This window comes from Sphingopyxis sp. EU05-FHT14B03 (assembly GCF_058790875.1).
The window spans coordinates 1419013-1437377 of record NZ_JBYTDC010000001.1 but is presented as its reverse complement, the minus strand read 5'-3'; the positions used below and the strand labels follow the sequence as shown (position 1 = coordinate 1437377).

At 66.2% G+C, this 18365-nt stretch carries 17 protein-coding genes and 1 pseudogene; 5 read left to right on the top strand and 13 right to left on the bottom strand.

From position 1 onward, the window contains the following. Positions 1-2: 2 nt before the first annotated feature. From AC3WS4_RS06975 to AC3WS4_RS06940, 8 genes and pseudogenes are all read right to left on the bottom strand, one after another. Positions 3-377: a DsrE family protein gene (locus AC3WS4_RS06975; protein WP_262408175.1), complete on the bottom strand. Its 375-nt coding sequence runs from the start codon at positions 375-377 to the stop codon at positions 3-5. After that, on the bottom strand, positions 356-1105 hold the full coding sequence (locus AC3WS4_RS06970; protein ID WP_492735474.1) for a HesA/MoeB/ThiF family protein: 750 nt from the start codon (positions 1103-1105) through the stop codon (positions 356-358). The genes AC3WS4_RS06975 and AC3WS4_RS06970 overlap by 22 nt, the downstream gene beginning before the upstream one ends. Before the next feature lie 102 nt (positions 1106-1207). Next, a pseudogene (dut, locus tag AC3WS4_RS06965) lies at positions 1208-1663 on the bottom strand (dUTP diphosphatase); the annotation flags it as partial. Then, on the bottom strand, positions 1635-2897 hold the full coding sequence (gene coaBC / locus AC3WS4_RS06960) for a bifunctional phosphopantothenoylcysteine decarboxylase/phosphopantothenate--cysteine ligase CoaBC (RefSeq protein ID WP_492735476.1): 1263 nt from the start codon (positions 2895-2897) through the stop codon (positions 1635-1637). The pseudogene dut and the gene coaBC, both read right to left, overlap by 29 nt. A 66-nt stretch (positions 2898-2963) precedes the next feature. Continuing rightward, positions 2964-4076, bottom strand: a complete 1113-nt coding sequence (locus AC3WS4_RS06955; protein WP_492735478.1) for a hypothetical protein — start codon at positions 4074-4076, stop codon at positions 2964-2966. Further along, positions 4073-5200 carry a glycosyltransferase gene (locus AC3WS4_RS06950; protein WP_492735480.1) on the bottom strand — a complete coding sequence of 376 codons (1128 nt, stop codon included), beginning with the start codon at positions 5198-5200 and terminating at the stop codon, positions 4073-4075. The genes AC3WS4_RS06955 and AC3WS4_RS06950 overlap by 4 nt, the downstream gene beginning before the upstream one ends. A gap of 110 nt (positions 5201-5310) precedes the next feature. After that, positions 5311-6855, bottom strand: a complete 1545-nt coding sequence (gene ubiB / locus AC3WS4_RS06945; protein ID WP_492735482.1) for a 2-polyprenylphenol 6-hydroxylase — start codon at positions 6853-6855, stop codon at positions 5311-5313. Beyond that, positions 6852-7589: a class I SAM-dependent methyltransferase gene (locus AC3WS4_RS06940; RefSeq protein ID WP_492735484.1), complete on the bottom strand. Its 738-nt coding sequence runs from the start codon at positions 7587-7589 to the stop codon at positions 6852-6854. The genes ubiB and AC3WS4_RS06940 overlap by 4 nt, the downstream gene beginning before the upstream one ends. A gap of 93 nt (positions 7590-7682) precedes the next feature. On the opposite strand from AC3WS4_RS06940, the gene mutM reads away from it, so the two are divergent. The 3 genes from mutM to dnaA all read left to right on the top strand — a co-directional run bounded on the left by mutM (position 7683) and on the right by dnaA (position 10853). After that, on the top strand, positions 7683-8495 hold the full coding sequence (mutM, locus tag AC3WS4_RS06935; protein ID WP_492735485.1) for a bifunctional DNA-formamidopyrimidine glycosylase/DNA-(apurinic or apyrimidinic site) lyase: 813 nt from the start codon (positions 7683-7685) through the stop codon (positions 8493-8495). Positions 8496-8682: 187 nt separating this feature from the next. Continuing rightward, positions 8683-8946, top strand: a complete 264-nt coding sequence (gene rpsT, locus AC3WS4_RS06930; RefSeq protein WP_056344834.1) for a 30S ribosomal protein S20 — start codon at positions 8683-8685, stop codon at positions 8944-8946. 548 nt (positions 8947-9494) lie between these two features. Beyond that, positions 9495-10853 (top strand): chromosomal replication initiator protein DnaA, encoded by a 1359-nt coding sequence (gene dnaA / locus AC3WS4_RS06925; RefSeq protein WP_056344831.1) that lies wholly within the window; start codon positions 9495-9497, stop codon positions 10851-10853. Between the two features lie 100 nt (positions 10854-10953). Here dnaA and AC3WS4_RS06920 read toward each other — a convergent pair whose 3' ends face one another. From AC3WS4_RS06920 to secB, 5 genes are all read right to left on the bottom strand, one after another. Further along, entirely contained in the window at positions 10954-11640 is a 687-nt protein-coding gene (locus tag AC3WS4_RS06920) for a DUF4136 domain-containing protein (protein ID WP_187140108.1), read from the bottom strand. A gap of 235 nt (positions 11641-11875) precedes the next feature. Then, positions 11876-12727 carry a hypothetical protein gene (locus AC3WS4_RS06915; protein WP_492735488.1) on the bottom strand — a complete coding sequence of 284 codons (852 nt, stop codon included), beginning with the start codon at positions 12725-12727 and terminating at the stop codon, positions 11876-11878. A gap of 107 nt (positions 12728-12834) precedes the next feature. Then, positions 12835-13833 (bottom strand): tryptophan--tRNA ligase, encoded by a 999-nt coding sequence (trpS, locus tag AC3WS4_RS06910; RefSeq protein WP_492735490.1) that lies wholly within the window; start codon positions 13831-13833, stop codon positions 12835-12837. Between the two features lie 3 nt (positions 13834-13836). Next, positions 13837-15429, bottom strand: a complete 1593-nt coding sequence (gene murJ, locus AC3WS4_RS06905; RefSeq protein WP_492735492.1) for a murein biosynthesis integral membrane protein MurJ — start codon at positions 15427-15429, stop codon at positions 13837-13839. A gap of 141 nt (positions 15430-15570) precedes the next feature. After that, positions 15571-16083 (bottom strand): protein-export chaperone SecB, encoded by a 513-nt coding sequence (gene secB / locus AC3WS4_RS06900; protein ID WP_056347085.1) that lies wholly within the window; start codon positions 16081-16083, stop codon positions 15571-15573. Between the two features lie 272 nt (positions 16084-16355). On the opposite strand from secB, the gene AC3WS4_RS06895 reads away from it, so the two are divergent. Then, positions 16356-17021 (top strand): Tim44/TimA family putative adaptor protein, encoded by a 666-nt coding sequence (locus AC3WS4_RS06895; protein WP_492735494.1) that lies wholly within the window; start codon positions 16356-16358, stop codon positions 17019-17021. Positions 17022-17026: 5 nt separating this feature from the next. Continuing rightward, positions 17027-18364 (top strand): murein transglycosylase A, encoded by a 1338-nt coding sequence (gene mltA / locus AC3WS4_RS06890; protein WP_492735496.1) that lies wholly within the window; start codon positions 17027-17029, stop codon positions 18362-18364. Position 18365: the final 1 nt, after the last annotated feature.

Sequence of the window (18365 nt, the reverse complement as noted above, 5' to 3'; positions counted from 1 at the left end):
GATCAATATACCACCAACCGGTCGCCCGCCCCTACTTCGCGCAGAAAGCTGACCAACCCCGCCGCCTTGGCCTGCGGCACCATCTCCTCGGCTGTCAGGCCGACCAGCGCCATCCCCGACTGGCAGACGAACAACTCGATCTCCATCGCCGCTGCTTCCTCGATCATCGGCGCGAGACCTGGCATCCCGGCCGCCTCCCGCGGGGCGTCGCCAGTGGCCGACACGCGTTCGCGGAGCAAGGCGACCGCTTCGCCCTGCAGGAAAATCCGGGTGGGCGATCCCAGCGCCGTCGCGGCCATTGCGGTTTCGAGCGCACCATAAAACCGCTGATCGTCACCCCCCGCGACGATGATGCTCAGCCCCGGCACGTCGGGCACCCCGGGTCCTTGGCGACCCCGACCTCGCGCCAGCGCCGCTCGAGCATGTCGAGGATCGCCAGCCTTCCCGTCAGGCTGGATCCCCAGCCGGTCAGCGCACGCACCGCTTCGAGCGCCGCCATCGTCCCGACCATGCCCGCGAGCGCGCCCATCACCCCGGTTTCGGCGCAATTGATCCCCTCGCGGTCGGGGTCGGCGCCGACGAGGCATTGGTAGCAGGGCGCATCCGCACGCCACCCCTCGTAGAGCGCGACCTGCCCCTCGAACGCCCCGATCGCCGCCGACAGCAACGGGACCTGCAGCGTCACGGCTGCGCGATTGACCGCGAGCCGCGTGTCGAAATTGTCGCAACCGTCGAGGGTCAGGCTCGCCCCCGCGAGCAGCGCTTCGGCATTGCCGTCCTCGAGCCTCAGCACGGCCGGCACCGCCTCGACATGCGGATTGATCCGCCGCGCGGCCGCCACGGCGACCTCGGCCTTGGACGAACCGATATCGGCGTCGGTAAACAAAGGCTGCCGCTGCAAATTCGACAGCTCGACGATATCATGATCGATGATCGTCAGCCTGCCGACCCCCGCCGCCGCCAGATAGGTGATTGCCGGACAGCCGATCCCGCCCGCGCCAATCACCGCGATATGGGCAGCCTTCAGCTTCGCCTGACCCGCCCCGCCGAACTGCGGCAGGATGATCTGGCGGGCATAGCGATCGAGTTCGGCGTCGGAGAGCAATTACTCCCCCGGCCGCCGCAGCTTGATTCCCGACAGCGATCCGACATTGTCGGGGATATTGTCGTCGACCGGCTCGTCGTCGCTCGCGGCGTTCTCGCTCGCCACGCCGGTCGATCCAAACCCGCCCGCGCCGCGCGCGGTCTCGTCGAGGCTCTCGACCTCGGCAAAGCTCGCGCGCTGCACCGGCGCGGGCACCAGCTGCGCGATGCGGTCGCCGCGTTTCACGTCGAAATTCTCGTCGCCGAGGTTCGCCAGGATCACCTTCACCTCGCCGCGATAGTCGCTGTCGATCGTGCCGGGCGTGTTGAGGCAGGTGATGCCATGCTTGAGCGCCAGCCCCGAACGCGGCCGCACCTGCACCTCATAGCCTGCGGGGATCGCCATCGCGAAACCCGTCGCGACGGCATGGCGCGTGCCGGGGCGGATCGTCAGCGATTCGGCCGCGACGACGTCCATGCCGGCCGCGCCGTCGGACGCATAGGCGGGCAGGGGCAGGCCGCCGCCATTGGGCAGGCGCTGGATCCGGATTTCAATCGGGCTGGCGGGGGACACGCGCATCGAGCTCATCGGCGATCTTTTCCATCAATTTGCGGGCGACGGCCGCCTTGGGCAGCCGGTCCCAACTTTCTACGCCGTCTTTGCTAACGATATGCACCCGATTCGTCTCGCCTCCCATCGGGTCGGCGGAGACATCGTTGGCGACGATCCAGTCGCAACCTTTCTTCGCCAGTTTCGCCTCGGCATGCGCGAGCACGTCATTGGTCTCGGCGGCAAAGCCGATCAGCAAAGGCGGGCGCAGCGGACTCTTCCCGACGCCCGCCAATATGTCCGGATTCTCTGCGAGGGCTAGAGGCGGCACCGCGCCGCTGCCATCCTTCTTGATCTTCTGTGCCGACGTGTCGGCGGCGCGCCAGTCGGCGACTGCGGCGACCATGATCGCGGCATCGACCGGCAGTCCGTCCTGCACCTCGACCGCCATCTCACGCGCGGTCTCGACATCGACGCGGATCACCCCGGGCGGGGTCGGTAGTTCGACCGGTCCGGCGACCAGCAACACGTCGGCGCCGGCTTCGGCGGCGGCGGCGGCGATCGCAAAACCCTGCTTCCCGCTCGACCGGTTGGCGATATAGCGGACGGGATCGATCGGTTCGTGCGTCGGCCCGGCGGTGATCAGGATGCGGCGCCCGTGGAGCGGGCGGTGATTGGCGGGCGCGAAATCGGGTTGGCCGGTGAGCGAGGCCACCGCAGGCGCATTGGCTAGCGCGGTCTCGATCGCTGCAAAGATCGCCGCCGGTTCGGGCAGCCGCCCCGGCCCATATTCGCCGCACGCCATCGCGCCCTCGTCGGGCTCCATCACCGTGACGCCGTCGCGGCGCAGCGTTGCGACATTGCGCTGCGTCGCCGCATGCAGCCACATCCGCACATTCATCGCGGGCGCCGCGAGCACCGGCTTGTCGGTCGCGAGCAGCAAGGTGGTCGCCAGATCGTCGGCGATTCCGGCCGCCATCTTCGCCATCAGGTCGGCGGTCGCGGGCGCGACGACGACCAGATCGGCTTCGCGGCTCAGCTGGATATGCCCCATTTCGACCTCGTCCTTCAGGTCGAAGAGGCTGGTATAGACCTTGTTCTCGCTGAGTGCCGCGAGCGTCAGCGGCGTCACGAACTGCTCGCCCGCGCGCGTGATGACGCAGCGTACGGTCAAGCCGGCCTTGCGGAGCAAGCGGACGAGTTCGATCGATTTATAGGCTGCGATGCCGCCGCCGATGATCAGGAGAATACGGGAAGCCGTCATCGCTTTTTCCATTGTCCCCAGATATGCCCATCGGCCCGTCAGTTCAAGCGAGCCTCCGGAACCGCCCTAGGTCATGGCGCGCGGCGCGGAAAGTCCGGATCGCAGCAGGGAGCGCCCCAGCGCGGCGAGCGCGGCGGGTGCAAAGACCAGCCCGATATAGATCGTCGGCACCACCAGCATCGCCCAATAGAAATTGTTCGAGCGCGCGAACAGCATGAGCAGCAGCGCGTAGATCAGCTGTACGCCGAGCACCGCCAGCGCGAGCCGCGAACGCCAAGCCGCCCAGCCGAGCAGCGCGAGCGGCACCAGCAATGCGGTGGTCCACGCCGGAAAAAAGCGAAAGCCGGACATGAGGTGGACGAAGGACAGATAGGACGCCCAGCCACCGAAGCCGTTCCAGCCCGGGCTGGCGATGTCGCCCGGATTCGCGACGGCACTCACCGCAAACATGTGCAACACCAGAATGAGAAGGAAGACCAGGCCGGCCGCCAGCCACGCCGCGACCGCACGCCAGTCGCGGTCGGACAGGGCAAAGCATCCGAACAATATCGCCACCGGCAGCGCGGTTTCGCGAATCGCGACCGCGACTGCGAGAACCGCCATCGCTGCCCATGGGCGCGCGGGTTGGTACAGCGCGAGGGCCAGCGCGATCAGCACGCCAGCGGCGGCCTCGTGGATCAGCGTCCATTCCAGCACGACGAGATAGGAAATATTGGCGAGGATGAAAATGGGAGCGATGCGTGCATAACCGGGCAGGTCGGGGTCGGCGATCAGCCGTTTTCGCCACGCGATCACCGCCGCGAAGCCAATCGCCGAGACGAAGATCACCCCGCCCTGTCCGCCCAGGGCGGCAAAAATCCACGCCAGCGTGGGCAGGCGCACGGTGAAGAAAGGCTTGGTTGGATAATGATTGGCGCGATGCTCCGCCGCGGCGGCGGCATAATAGGACTCACCATCGGCGACGCGCTCGAAGATGCGTGAATAAAGCGCATGGTCGCCGACCAGCCCGTCGGCTTGCATTGCGTTCTTACCCGCGGGCTCGATCCGGTCATTGCCCGCCCCGCTCGCCACGCCGTACAGCATCAGGAAAGCGAGAAGCGCGAGCACCGCCGCCGCCAGCGGCCGCGAGGCGCCGGAAAATCGGTTCCAATCCCGCGAGGGCGGCGCTGCGACCGTCATTTGCGCCACGTCAGCGCCGACGACATGGCGAAGTTCCAGATCGCGCCGACCAGCACCCCCGCGACCCCGGCGATCCACCAACGCTCGTCCTGCCCCGCCATCCAGGTGCCGATGCCGATATTGGCGACGGCGCCAAGCGCCGAAATCGCATAAAAGCTGGCGAGTCCGCCCAGTATCGCCCAGCCCTTGAGCTTGCGGTCGGCATAGGTGAAGCTGTTGTTGAGGAAGAAGTTGAAGGCGATCGCGGTCATCACCGCGCCCGTCTGTGCTGTGATAAAGGCATTGCCCGTGCTGAGCAGCGCGCCGAGGATCGCAAGGTGGACGAACACGCCCAGCCCGCCGACCATCAGGAATTTGATCAGGCGCACCGGCACGAAACGCCCGACCGTTTTGTCGGCGATCAGTTCGGCATATTCGGCGATGACGCGCATGCCGATCTTGCTTTCGCCTGCTTCGCGAGTGCGGAAATGGTACGGTATTTCGGCAACGCGCAGCGCCGTCGGCGACGAGGCGAGAATATCGATCAATATCTTGAAACCGATGCCCGACAATCGCGGCAGCGCGCGTTCGAAGGCGTCACGGCGGACCGCGAAAAATCCGCTCATCGGATCGCTGACGTCGGTGCCGAGCGCGATCTGCCCGGCGCGCGTGGCCAGCCGGCTCATGCGGACCCGACCCTTGTCCCAATCGCCCGTTCCACCGCCCGCGACATAACGGGTGCCAACGGCGATATCGGTGTCGCCCGTCATCAACGCATCGATCAGCCGAGGCAATGTGCTTTCATCGTGCTGAAGGTCGCCGTCCATCACCGCGATTACCGGCGCGGCGGTGGCAAGCATGCCTTCGATGACCGCCGATGACAGTCCGCGCCGTCCGACACGCTGGACGATGCGAACATGGCGCGACGTGCGGCCGATCCGGCGCACCAGATCGCTTGTCCCGTCGGACGAATTGTCGTCGACGAAGAGTATTTCCCAGCCGCGCCCGGCCAGCACGATCGACAGTTTTTCGATCAGCCGTTCGACATTGGCGGCTTCATTGAGCGTCGGGACGACAACCGCGACCTCGAGCGGCAGCGTATCCACGGGCAGAATCGGGTCGGCGGTGATCGTGTCGTAGCGCATGAAATCTCGATTTTGCCCGAAAAGGTGGCCCGGGGTTGGTCGAGGTCTGCTCTAGGGAAACAGGGTAAATGATCGGTAACTAACGCCGCAAAGCGCGCGGGGCGAGAGGCTCAGCCGATCCAGTTCTGCAATCCGGCGCCTGCCGCTGCCCCGACCAGCGCGGTCAGCGCATAGCGCCACCAGCGCCGTTTCTCGCCTTTCGCCCACATCAATGGCACTTCCGGCAAGGGCGGGGCTGGCGGGGCGGCGCCCTTGCGCGGCAATTGCGCGTCGAGCCGCCGGATGATGTCGGGGATCAGCGCCAGCGTCTTGCCTTGTTCGCGGATGCCGTCGGCGAGCGCTGCTTCTGGGCCGAGCTCGTCGCGAATCCATTCCTGCACGAACGGTCCCGACACGTCCCACATATTGATCTTCGGATTGAGCATCGTCGCGACACCCTCGACCATCACCATCGTCTTTTGCAGCAGCAGCAGGTGCGGCTGGGTCTGCATGTCGAAGTCGCGGGTAATCGCGAACAGTCCATCGAGCATCTGGCCGACGCTGAGATCGCTCACTGGCTTGCCGCGCATCGGCTCGCCCACCGCGCGGAGCGCCGTCGCGAACTCCTCGACATTATGATAGTCGGGGACGTATTGCGCCTCGAAATGGATTTCGGCGACGCGGCGGTAATTGCCTGTGGTCAGGCCGTAGAGGATTTCGGCGAGCCAGTAGCGCGCCTGCCGGTTGATCCGCCCCATGATGCCAAAGTCCACGGCGGCGATCGTGCCGTCGGCCTTCACGAACAAATTGCCCTGGTGCATGTCGGCGTGGAAGAAACCTTCGGCGATCGCCTGGCGCAGGAAGGCGTTGACCAGGTTCGCCGACAGTTTCTCCATGTCGTGCCCGGCGGCGATTAGCGCGTCGCGATGCGAGATCTTGATGCCGTCGATCCAGTCGAGCGTCATCACGCGGCTCGTCGTGCGGTCCCAGTCGATTGCCGGCACCTCATAGGTCGGCACCCCGACCATCGCGTCGGCGAGCTCCGAAGCCGATGCGGCCTCGCGCCTGAGGTCGAGTTCGCGCAGCGTCCAGCGGCGGAAGTTGGCGATCACCTCGCGCGGGCGAAGCCGTGTCGCTTCGCCGCCGAGCGCTTCGAGATGCGCCGCCGCCCATTCATAGGTGTCGATGTCGCGCGCGAACTGCTTGTCGATGCCCGGCCGGCGGACCTTGACCGCGACCCGGCGGCCTTCGGTGGTGACCGCGCGGTGGACCTGGGCGATCGACGCCGACCCGACGGGGACGGGGTCGAACTCGGCGTAGAGCGTGTTGAGCGGGGCTTCGAACGCGCGCTCGATCTCTTCGCGGATCTTTTCGAATGCCACGGGTGCCAGCGCGTCCTGCAGCGTCAGCAAATTGCGCGCCGCCTCCTCGCCGACGATGTCGGGCCGCGTCGCGAGCGTCTGGCCGAGCTTGACCGCAGCGGGGCCGATCGCCTGAAAGGCCGCGGCATAATCGGGAATTTTCGGTTGAACCGTGCCGAAGCGCGCGATCCGGCACAGGCGCTTCACACCCGGCGGGGTCGTCGGCGCGCTTTCTATCCCGCGCAGCGCCCCATGGCGCGCGAGGATGCGGCCCCATTTCAGCAGGCGCAGGATATGCGTGGCGGGACGGGTCAAGCTTTCCACCCGCTGTGGATGGCGACCAGCCCGCCCATGATCGGCTCGACCTTCACCGATGTGAAGCCCGCCTCGCGGATCAATTGCGCGAACGCGGGCATCGGCGGGAAGCGGCGGATCGATTCGATCAGGTAGCGATAGCTGTCCTCGTCCTGCGCGATCAGCTTGCCGAGCTTGGGAACCACGCGATGCGAGTAAACATCATAGGCCTGCGCAAAGCCCGGCCATTCGTTGGTCGAAAATTCGAGGCAGAAGAAGCGCCCGCCATAACGCAGCACACGGTGCGCTTCCTTCAGCGCAGCGGGGATGTCGGTGACGTTGCGGATGCCGAAGGCGATCGTATAGGCATCGAAAAACTGGTCGGGAAATGACAGTTTCTCGGCATTCTGTTCGCTCCATACCAGGCTGTCGATGCCGCGTTCGGCGGCGCGCTCGACCCCGACGCCCAACATGTCGGTGTTGATGTCGGCAACGGTGACGCTTGCGCCCAACGGCTCCATGCGAAAGGCGATGTCGCCGGTGCCCCCCGCCATGTCGAGGATCGCCTCGCCTTCGCGCGGCTTCACGCGGCGGACGAAGCGGTCCTTCCACAACCGGTGCATGCCGCCCGACATCGCGTCGTTCATGATGTCGTATTTGCGCGCGACGCGGCTGAACACTTCGCCCACCATCGCGGTCTTCTCGCCCGCGGGGACCTGTTCATAGCCGAAGCTGACGGTGTCGGGGGTCGTCATGGGAAAAGCGCCTTTGCGGGGAGAAACGAAGTCGAACCGGCCTTTAGCGGGGCCTTGTCGTGCAGGCAAATGGCGCGTAGCCCAAGCAGCGATATGCCCGAACTTCCCGAAGTCGAAACCACTGTCCGCGGCCTCGCGCCCTTTCTCGAGGGGCAGCGTCTGGCGTCGGTCATCACCTTCCGTCCAGACCTCCGCCGCGCCTTCCCCGCCGACCTCGCGCAGCGGCTCACCGGCGCCACCGTCACCAGCCTGTCGCGCCGCGCCAAATATGGCATCGTGTCGACCGACCGCGACGATCATATGATCTTTCACCTCGGCATGTCGGGGCGCTGGCGGACCGAGGGCGGCGAGGCGGGCAAGCACGACCATCTGCTGCTCGAAACCGGGGCGGGGCACCGGCTGTTCCTCCACGACCCGCGCCGCTTCGGCTCGGTCGCCCTGATCGCGGGCGACCCGCTCACCGGCTTTCCCGCTTTCGTCACCCTCGGCCCCGAGCCTTTATCGGACGCCTTCGACCCGGCCTGTCTCGCGCGGGCGTTCGCCGGGCGCCGCGCGCCGATCAAGGCGATGCTGCTCGACCAGACGATCGTCGCTGGGCTCGGCAACATCTATGTGTGCGAGGCGCTCAACATGGCGCGCATCCACCCCGCCAAGGCCGCCGCCGACGTGTCGAAGGCCAAGCTCGCGCTGCTCGTCCCCGCGATCAAGGACGTGCTCACCGCCGCCATCGCCGCGGGCGGCTCGACCTTGCGCGATTTTCTGAGTCCCGAGGGCGACCTCGGCTACTTCGCGAAGGAGTGGCGCGTCTATGGCCGCGAGGGCGAGGCCTGCGAATGCGGCGGCACGATCGTCCGCATCGTCCAGTCGGGCCGCTCGACCTTTTACTGCCCGAAATGCCAGCGCTGATGCGGGATTTTTCCCGCAAGACCATTGACCAAAGGCCCCTCGCTGGCTATGGGCGCACCCTTCGAGCAGGGTCCGGTCGTCCGGAACCGGCCGTATCCGGACATTGATTCGCACGTTTCGCGCGATTCGGCTGCTCCGGTGACGCTGTGCTCCGACCGTACTAGACCGTTTGAAAACTGAGGAATTTATGGCCAATACGCCCCAGGCAAAAAAGCGCATCCGTCGCAACACCGCGCGCACCATCGTGAACAAGAATCGTGTTTCGCGCATTCGCACCTTGGTGAAGAAGGTCGAGAACGCCGTCGCCGCCGGTGACAAGGATGGCGCCGCTGCGGCTCTCAAGGCTGCGCAGCCCGAAATGGCGCGCGGCGTCGCCAAGGGCGTGCTCCACAAGAACACCGTCGCGCGCAAATATTCGCGCCTGACCAAGAGCGTCAACGCCATCGCCTGAATGGGCGCGTGATTCGGCCCCGTGCCGGACCAGGTTGAAAAAAGGACCCGCCGGCGTAAGCCCGCGGGTCCTTTTTTGTGTCCGTTTCGGGGCGGTCCTTTGTCGCCACTTTGTGACAGGGCGATGGCATTAGTGTTGCAATGCGGTAAGTGGCGGATTTACCGCGATTCGTTCTCTGTTGACACAAATGTCACAATTAAGAAATTGAAAATAAACAATAAAATTGGCGTTTCGCGCGATTCCGCGACCTCGGGCGAGTCAAGATTTTTATTTCAGTATTTTTACATGCCGCGCTCTTGATAGACTCCGCCTCGCCTGCCTAGACAGGGACGTCATCGGCCTTCGCCGCTGGCCGCCACATCACATGATTCGCCTTCCTTCGCTGCTCGCGCGGATAGGAAGTCTGCGCCCTGCGTACGGGTGCTTGGGGATCGGTGCGCGCGGTCGCGGCGTGGCTGCCGGGGGGCACGGCGATGGCGCGATGCGATTGGGGGACAGGTGTGATTTCAGACGGGGAGAGCTATGGCCAAGGCGGCGGACAAACGGCGATGAGCGGCGATGCCGCGACGCTGTGGCCGCGCGTGGCCGAAGGGCTCCGCCGCGACCTCGGCGTGCGCACCTTCGACCATTGGCTGAAGCCGGTGCGTTTTGCCGACTATTGCGCCCTGTCGGGCGTCGTGACGCTTGAGGCGGCGAGCCGCTTCTCGGCCAACTGGATCAACGAACGTTTCGGCGACCGGCTCGAACTCGCGTGGCGCCAGCATCTGCCTGTCGTACGCAGCGTTACTGTGCGCGGCGCCAGCGCGGGCGCCGAGCGCGCCGCGATCCTTGCCCAGCCGCCGCTCCCGACGTTCGAGAATCCCGCCCCGGCCGCGAATCCGGCGCTGCTCGGTTTCGACCCGCGCCTGTCGTTCGACCGCTTCGTTGTCGCGCGCTCGAACATCCTCGCCGCCAACGCCGCGCGCCGCATGGCGATGGTCGAGGCGCCGCAGTTCAACCCGCTCTACCTCTGCTCGGGCACCGGCCAAGGCAAGACCCACCTGATCCAGGCGATCGCGCAGGATTATGCCGCGGCGCACCCGACCGCGACCATCATCCTGATGTCGGCCGAGAAGTTCATGCTTGAATTCGTCGGCGCGATGCGCGGCGGCGACATGATGGCGTTCAAGGCGCGGCTGCGCGCTGCCGACTTGCTGCTGCTTGACGATCTGCAGTTCGTGATCGGCAAGAATTCGACGCAGGAGGAACTGCTCCACACGATCGACGATCTGATGACTGCGGGCAAACGCCTGGTGGTCACCGCCGATCGCCCGCCGGCTATGCTCGACGGGGTCGAAGCGCGGCTGTTGTCGCGGTTGTCGGGCGGGCTCGTCGCCGATATCGAGGCGCCCGAGGACGACCTGCGCGACCGCATCATCCGTCAGCGGCTCGCCGCGATGCCGATGGTCGAGGTGCCCGACGACGTCGTCGCCTATCTGGTCAAGCATTTCACGCGCAACATCCGCGAACTCGAAGGCGCGCTCAACAAATTGCTCGCTTATGCCGCGCTCACCGGCGCACGGCTCGACCTCGCGCTCGCCGAGGACCGGCTGGCGGAAAATGTCCGCAGCGCGCGCCCGCGCATCACGATCGACGAGATCCAGCGCGCGGTCTGTGCCCACTACCGGCTCGACAAATCCGAAATGTCATCGAAGCGCCGTGTTCGCGCGATCGCCCGCCCGCGGCAGGTTGCCATGTATCTGGCCAAGGAACTGACGCCGCGCTCCTATCCCGAGATCGGGCGCCGCTTCGGCGGGCGCGACCATAGCACGGTGATTCACGCGGTCCGCACGGTCGAGGCGCTGCGCGTCAGCGACAGCGAACTCGACGCCGAAATCGCCGCGATCCGGCGCAGCCTCAACAGCTGATCCACAGACATATCCCGGACTTGTCCCCGGGATTGCCCACAAACAAAAGGCCCGCCGTCCGGATGGAAGGCGGGCCTTTTTTGACCGTTGACCGACGGGCTCAGCTCTTTTCGGGCGGTGCCACCGTGATCCGCACCTTCTCGCCCGAATTGCCGGGAAAGCCGGTGAACATCGCCTCGACCAGGTTCGGGACGATCGCCTGCAGATTATTATCGCGCGACTGCGCTTCGGCGCGGCCCTCGAACAGGCGATAGCCGTCTGACGCGCGGCTGATCTGCAGGTCGAGCCCGCTGGTATAGACGGTGAAGCTCTCGACGTCGTTATAGCCGAAGCCCGGCCCGAAGCCGCCCCACAGGAACGGGTCGCGATAGCCATAGACGAAACGGCGCCCGCCGCGGCCGGTAACCACCACCGGACGATAGAAGCCGCGGCCATAGCCGCCGTACCAGGGGTCGCCAAAACCCGGCGTGCTGCGCACCCGTTCGCGGCCCTTGTCGATGTCGTAACCCATGCGCACGACCATATCGGGGCGTTCACCCGGCGCGGCGGGGCGATAGCCGAAGCGCGTCAGCTCGCCCGCCACGAGGTTGGCGTACTGGCCGAACTCGATCCCGCCAGCGAGCGCGGGGTTGCCCGCCTCAACGATGAAGCTCTGACCCTGCGGCGCGGGAAGCTGGGTCTGGAAGCGCGCGACGTCGGCCTTGAAGGGCGTCGCGCAGCCGGCGATCGCCAGCGTCGCCGCGGTCAGCGCTGCGAGGCTCAATCGGCGGAAATTCATCTTGTTCATCATCGTCTTGGCTCCGTGAGTCGGTGCACGCAAAGGCCGCTCTTTATACCATGACTATGCAGAGGCGGCTTAACCTTGATTGAACTCGCTTCATCGCACGACGGTTCAATTCGCGATATGGGGCCAGTTCTATCGAAAACAAGGATTTTGCTGCCCGAACAGGCCGCTCGCGCAAAGATTCAGTGGGACAGTTCCGGCGCGGCATGGGCGGCGCTCGGTCCCGCGACCCATGCCCTCAACCCGTCTTTTCGGCGTCGAGCATCGCCTGGTGCGCGGCGCGGGCGGCGGCTTCGGCTTCGCGCGCGCTTTCGGCATCCGCCTTGGCCCTCTCCGCCTCCGAAATGGCCTGGGCCAGTTCCTCGCGGCGCAGCGCGGCGGCTTCGGCCGCCTTCGTCGCCTTATCCCTGGCTTTGGAGCTGCTATCCTTCGCTGCCGCGGTTTCGGCGCTTTTCGCCTTTGCATCGGCCTTGACCGCCCGCTTTTCCAATCCGGCCCGGATCGCCTCGGTCGACGACAGGCGATAAGGCATCACGTCGCCCAGCTTATGGCAATATTGTGCCAGCGGTTCGACGAACGTCTCGCGCGGGACCAGCGTCAGTTCGGACAGGCGCCATTCGCCCAATTTGCGGCCGAAGGTCGCGACATAGGTTCCGACCAGCCGACCGCCGATGTCGCGGAGCCGCCATTGGCCACGCGCCGAACTGCCGTCGCCAGCGCGAACGAACGATATGTCTTCGAGGCGGCGGTCTGGCCCCGCGAACGGGTCGCGAAGAGCGGACAGCTCGGCCATTCCGCGCGGGGCTTGGCCGGCGGCGGTCCAGCGGCTCTTCTTGTCGAGATGAAACTGCACGCCGACATTGGCGGGTTCCCCCGCCGCCACGCTGGCCCAATAGGCTTGCATCACCAGGGTTGCCGGTTGCCGCGCCTCGGCGATTTCGGCTTCGGGCATCGGCGTGCCCGACATGCACGCCCGTTCCTGCAACGCCGCCTGCTGGCGCGACATCATGTCGCCGACCATCAATCCGATCCAGGCTTGCGCCGCGGCCGATCCCGGTATGGCGGCGAGCAGCAACACGCCGGCCGCCATTGATCGCCTTGCCCAATAATATGATTGCAAACCCCGTCCCCCTGTCGCTCCCGCCCTCCCTATTGGCAGGCACATCGCGGACGTCAAGCGGGACCGGGCATCAAAGCTCAGCGGCACAGCCCCAGCGCGGCATAGGCCGCGTCGAGCGTCGGCTGTGCCAGCGCTTTCGCCCTTGCCGCGCCATCCTCCAGCGCCGCATCGATCGCCGCCGTGTCGGCTTTCAGCGCGTTCAGCCGCGTCGCGATCGGGGTCAGGGTTTCGACCAGCAGTTCGCCGAGCGCCGGCTTGAACGCGCCGAAACCCTGCCCGCCAAAACGCGCCAGCACCGAATCGACGCTCTCGTCGGCCATTGCGGCATAGATCGACACGAGGTTTTTCGCCTCGGGTCGTCCGTCCAGCCCCGCCGCCTCTGACGGCAGCGGCTCGGTATCGGTCTTCGCCTTGCGGATCTTCGCCATGATCGTCTCGGCATCGTCGACCAGGTTGATCCGGCTCGCGTCGCTCGGATCCGACTTCGACATCTTCGCCGACCCGTCGCGCAGGCTCATGATCCGCGCTGCCGCTGGCGGGATCGTCGCATCGGGCAAGGTGAAGGTCTCGGTCCCGGTGTCGAGGTTGAACTTGGTCGCGACGTCGCGCGCGAGTTCCAGATGCTGCTTCTGGTCGTCGCCGACGGGGACGTGCGTGGTCTGGTACAGCAGCACGTCGGCGGCCTGCAGCACCGGATAGGCGTAAAGGCCGACGCTCGCGCCCTCGCGGTTCTTGCCCGACTTTTCCTTGAACTGGGTCATCCGGTTCAGCCAGCCGATCCGCGCGGTGCAGAACAGCAGCCAGCCGAGCTCGGCATGCGCGGGCACGCGCGCCTGGTTGAACAGGATGGCCTTGGCGGGGTCGATCCCCGCCGCGATCAGCGCCGCTGCCATCTCGCGCGTGTTCGCGGTCAGCGCGGCGGGGTCGTTATAGACGGTGATCGCGTGCAGGTCGGCGAGGAAATAGAGCTTCTCGCCTTCCATCTCGTCCTGCATGCGCACCCAGTTGCGGATCGCACCCAGATAATTGCCCAGGTGCAAATTTCCGGTGGGCTGGATGCCCGACAAGGTCCGCATGATCTATTCCTCTGTAAGCACCGGTTTGGCGCGCCGCCGCGTCAGCATGGCGATCAGATCCTTGTCAAGCGCGCCGACCAGGAAAGCGGCGGCAAAGAAGGTCACGCCACCGACCGCGCACAGTGCACCGAGCGATCCGATCCGCTCGATTACCGACCCGGCATAATAGGCCTGAAGCTGCGGCATCAGCCACAACAGCGCCGCCGCCATCCCCGCGACCGCGACCAGCTGGCGCAGGATGCGCCCGCCCAGCCGTGCGGTGAAGTGGAACCAGCCGCGTCGGTGCAGGATGATATAGAGTAACAGGCAGTTGATGGAGGCCGACACCGCGGTCGCCCCGGCGAGGCCGACGATGCCATAGCGTTCGACGACATAGAGGTTGATCGCGATATTGACGATCAGCGACGCCAGCGCGGTCCATACTGGGGTGCGCGTATCCTCGCGCGCGAAGAAGCCGGGGTTCAGAATCTTGACGATGACATAGGCGGGCAGGCCAGCGACCAGCGCGACGACGATATTCGCCATTAGCGCGCCATCGGCGGCGGTGAACTTGCCCCCGACGAAAAAGGCGGCGGTAAAGGCCGGGGCACAGATTGCCAATGCAGCGGCGGCGGGCAGCGTGAGCAGCGTTGCGATCTCGAACGCATTGGCCTGCAGCCTTTGGGCCTCGGCGCCGTCGTCGCTGTGGATATGGCGCGCCAGCATCGGCAGGATCGCCGTGCCCAGCGCGATGCCGACGATGCCGAGCGGCAGCTGGTTCAGCCGGTCGGCGAGCTTGAGCAGGGTCAGCGACCCCTGCGGCAGGCTGGTCGCGAAGAAGGTGTCGACGAACTGGCTGATCTGGTAGATTCCGGCGCCAAAGGTCGCGGGCAGGATCAGCATGCCCAGCTTCTTTACCTCAGGGGTGACCCTGGGCAGGCGGATGTGGAGTTTCAGCCCCGCGCGCCGCACCGACCACCAGAGATAGGCGAGCTGGGCGACCCCCGCGAGTGCAACCGATATCGCGAGCGCGAGCGCGACGATACGGTCGTCGCCGCCCGGTCCGCGGAACTCGGCACCGATCAAAATCCCTGCGATCAAGACGATGTTGAGCAGCACCGGCGCCGCCGCGCCGGGTGCGAAGCGTGAACGCGCGTTGAGCAGCCCCGACAGCATCGCGACGAGGCTGATCAGCCCGAGATAGGGAAAGGTGATGCGGCTCAGGAAGACGGCGAGTTCGAACTTGCCGGGCACCGTCTGATATTCGCGCGCGAGCAGCCAGACGATCCCCGGCATCACGATCATCGCGACGGCGGAGAAGATCAGCAGCACCCACAGGAACAGCGCGAGCACATCGTCGGCAAATTTCGCCGCCGCTTCCTCGCCGCCCTCTCCGTGCAGCGCGCGGCTGTACATCGGCACGAAGGCGACCGAAAAGGCGCCCTCGGCGAACAGCCGGCGAAAGGTATTGGGCAGGGTGAAGGCGAGCTGGAAGGCGTCGGCCGCGAGTCCCGCCCCGAGCACCCGCGCGAGCAGCATGTCGCGCGCGAAGCCGAACAACCGGCTGACCATCGTCAGCCCGCCGATCGTCCCGACGCTCTTGACCAGGCTGCTCATGCGGCGCGCCCGGCGAGCGTGGATCTGCGATCCATAGACTGCCTCATTGCGAGCAAAGCTAAGCAATCCAGAGCGGTTTTGGGCCGCACTGGATTGCCGCGGGCAGTCGGCCCTCGCAATGACGATGGTTGTTCAGCGCGATCAGGCCTGCCCGACCGGCGCTTCGCCGGCCTGTTCGGCCGCGATCTGCTGCGCCTGCTGCTGGAACAGGCCGTGGAAATCGATGGGTTCGAGAAGCAGCGGGGGGAAGCCGCCGTCGCGCACGACGTCCGCGACGACCCGGCGTGCGAAGGGGAACAGGATGCGCGGCGCTTCGGCAAGGAAGAAAGGCTGGAGCTGGTCGTCGGGCACGTTGCGCACGCCGAACAGCCCCGCATATTTCAGCTCGACGACGAAGCCGACCAGCTCGGCATTCTTCGAGGTGATATCGATCTTCAGCGACACTTCGAACAGATTGTCGCCGACATTGTCGGCACCGATGTTGAACTGGACGTCGACCTGAGGCGCGTCCTGCACCTGATAGATCGCGGGCGCATTCGGATTCTCGAACGACAGATCCTTCACATATTGCGAGATCAGGCCGATCGCAGGCAAATTGTCTTCGCCGTTCGAAAGGGTTTCGGGGGTGAATTCGGGCGTGGTGTCGTCGGCCATGTCGGTCTTGCTTTCCCTGTCGTCTTCATCTGGCTCCCGCGGCGCCATAATCGGTCGATCCGGCGGCACGGGCGATTGCGGCGCCGCTTAGCAGTGGCGGACCGCCAGCACAATGGGCGCCCATAGGGAGCCCCGGGGGGCGTGCCCCGCAACCGCTTCGGCGTGGCAGGCGTTGACCTCCCGCATGGCGGCGGCCATGGACATTTGAAACATGGCCGCCGATAGCCTATGTAACGGTTCGACTTTTTGATATTCATATTGGACTTCAGCCCGTGACAGCCATTTCGATCGTCCTGCTCGCCATGATTGCCGCCTTTCTCGGCATGCGGCTCTATTCGGTGCTCGGCAAGCGTACGGGCCACGAACAGGAACCCGTGCTGCCGCGCCGCGACGACCGTGCCGCTCCCGCACCGGTGCGCCTCGACGATCCCGAAGCGCCCCCGGCGCCGCAGGGCGCCGCCGACACCGCTGGCCTCGTCTACGAACCCGCCGCCGAAGCCGGGCTGCGTGCCTTGCTCGCGACCGACCGCAGCTTCGACGCCGGCCGTTTCATGGAGGGAGCCGAGGCGGCCTATCGCATGATCCTCGAGGCTTTCTGGACCGGCGATCGCGACACGCTGCGTGACCTGTGCGATCAGGACAGCTACGAAGGCTTCGTCGAAGCGATCGCGGCGCGCGAGGCGCGTGGCGAACGGCTCGACAACCGCCTTGTCGGTATAGATTCGGCAAAGATCACGGCGGTCGAACTGTCGGGCGGCGAGGCACGCGTCACCGTCCACTATCGCGCCGACATCAGCGCGATCACCCGCGATGCCGAGGGCAATATGATCGCCGGCTCGATGATCGATGCGCGCGAGACCAACGACCATTGGACCTTCCGCCGCGCGATCGGCAGCAACGATCCCAACTGGCTGCTCGACGAAGCCGAAACCGCCTGATCGCGATGCCCGGCCCCGTCACCATCCGGGCGCTGGGATTCGCCCTTCTCGCCATCGCGCCCGCGCTGTCGGCCTGTTCGTCGGTGATTCCCGATGCGGGCGGCGGCCGCGTCGAAACCACGCCGCGCCCCGCGCCTGCGCCAACCCCGTCGCCTGCGCCCACGCCGACGGGCTCCACACGCCCCTACACCCCGCGCCCTTCGGAAAGCGGCACGGTCGCGGCGAAACCGATTCCCGCGACGCCCCGGGCCACGCTTGCCGCGCCGCCCGTGCCCGCGAGCGCGACCACCGCCGCCGAAGCCGGGGTGATCGCCGGTCCCGAATATGCCGATCTCGGCATCTCTGCGTCGCAGGCGAGTGCGGCGCTTGCGGCCTTCCGCCTCAGTTGCCCCTCGGTCATGCGCCGCGCCGACGTCAGCGGCCTGACTCAGAACGCCGATTGGAATGACAGCTGTAACGCTGCGAAAGACTGGCGCGACAGCGACGCTGCGGCCTTTTTCACCCGCTATTTCGGCACCGTACAGGTCGGCGCCGGCACCGCCTTCGTCACCGGCTATTACGAGCCCGAAATCGCCGGATCGCGCACCAAGCGCACGGGCTACGACATCCCCATCTATCGCCGCCCCGCCGACCTGATCGATGTCGATCTCGGCCAATTCTCGGACGACCTCAAGGGCAAGAAGATTCGCGGCCGGGTGGAGGGCAGCAATTTCGTGCGCTATTACGACCGCGGGGCGATCGAGCGCGGCGCCCTCGAAGGCCGCGGACTCGAAATCGCCTGGGCTGCGGACGCCGCCGAATTTTTCTTCCTGCAGATCCAGGGCTCGGGCCGCCTGCGCCTTCCCGACGGCGAGGTCATGCGCATCGGCTACGACACGCAGAACGGCCGCGACTATGTCGGCATCGGCAAGCTGCTCGCCGATCGCGGCGAACTCAAGTCGGGCCAGACCTCGATGCAGGGCATCCTCGACTATCTACGCGCCGACCCGGTGCGCGGCGCTGCGGTAATGAACGAGAATCCGAGCTGGGTCTTTTTCCGCGAGATCGTCGGTCCCGGCCCGCTGGGTGCGCTCGGGGTGCCGGTGACGGGCCGTGCCAGCGTCGCGACCGATCCGAAATATGTGCCGCTGGGCGCCCCCGTCTTCCTCTCGCTCGATCGCGCCGAACCGAACGGGCTGTGGATCGCACAGGACACCGGCGGCGCGATCCGCGGCGCCAACCGCTTCGACAGCTTCTGGGGCGCGGGCAATGATGCGCGCGCGATCGCCGGCGGCATGTCGGGACGCGGTTCGGCGCTGCTTCTCCTCCCGCGCACCAGCATCGCGCGGCTCATCCGGCGCTAAG

Coding starts and splice junctions, on each gene's coding strand:
- coaBC (WP_492735476.1), bottom strand. CDS start 2,897: ATGACGGCTTCCCGTATTCTCCTGATCATCGGCGGCGGCATCGCAGCC.
- dnaA (WP_056344831.1), top strand. CDS start 9,495: ATGAGCGGCGATGCCGCGACGCTGTGGCCGCGCGTGGCCGAAGGGCTC.
- rpsT (WP_056344834.1), top strand. CDS start 8,683: ATGGCCAATACGCCCCAGGCAAAAAAGCGCATCCGTCGCAACACCGCG.
- AC3WS4_RS06915 (WP_492735488.1), bottom strand. CDS start 12,727: ATGGCGGCCGGCGTGTTGCTGCTCGCCGCCATACCGGGATCGGCCGCG.
- murJ (WP_492735492.1), bottom strand. CDS start 15,429: ATGAGCAGCCTGGTCAAGAGCGTCGGGACGATCGGCGGGCTGACGATG.
- AC3WS4_RS06940 (WP_492735484.1), bottom strand. CDS start 7,589: ATGACGACCCCCGACACCGTCAGCTTCGGCTATGAACAGGTCCCCGCG.
- mutM (WP_492735485.1), top strand. CDS start 7,683: ATGCCCGAACTTCCCGAAGTCGAAACCACTGTCCGCGGCCTCGCGCCC.
- AC3WS4_RS06950 (WP_492735480.1), bottom strand. CDS start 5,200: ATGCGCTACGACACGATCACCGCCGACCCGATTCTGCCCGTGGATACG.
- AC3WS4_RS06955 (WP_492735478.1), bottom strand. CDS start 4,076: ATGACGGTCGCAGCGCCGCCCTCGCGGGATTGGAACCGATTTTCCGGC.
- secB (WP_056347085.1), bottom strand. CDS start 16,083: ATGGCCGACGACACCACGCCCGAATTCACCCCCGAAACCCTTTCGAAC.
- mltA (WP_492735496.1), top strand. CDS start 17,027: ATGCCCGGCCCCGTCACCATCCGGGCGCTGGGATTCGCCCTTCTCGCC.
- AC3WS4_RS06920 (WP_187140108.1), bottom strand. CDS start 11,640: ATGAACAAGATGAATTTCCGCCGATTGAGCCTCGCAGCGCTGACCGCG.
- trpS (WP_492735490.1), bottom strand. CDS start 13,833: ATGCGGACCTTGTCGGGCATCCAGCCCACCGGAAATTTGCACCTGGGC.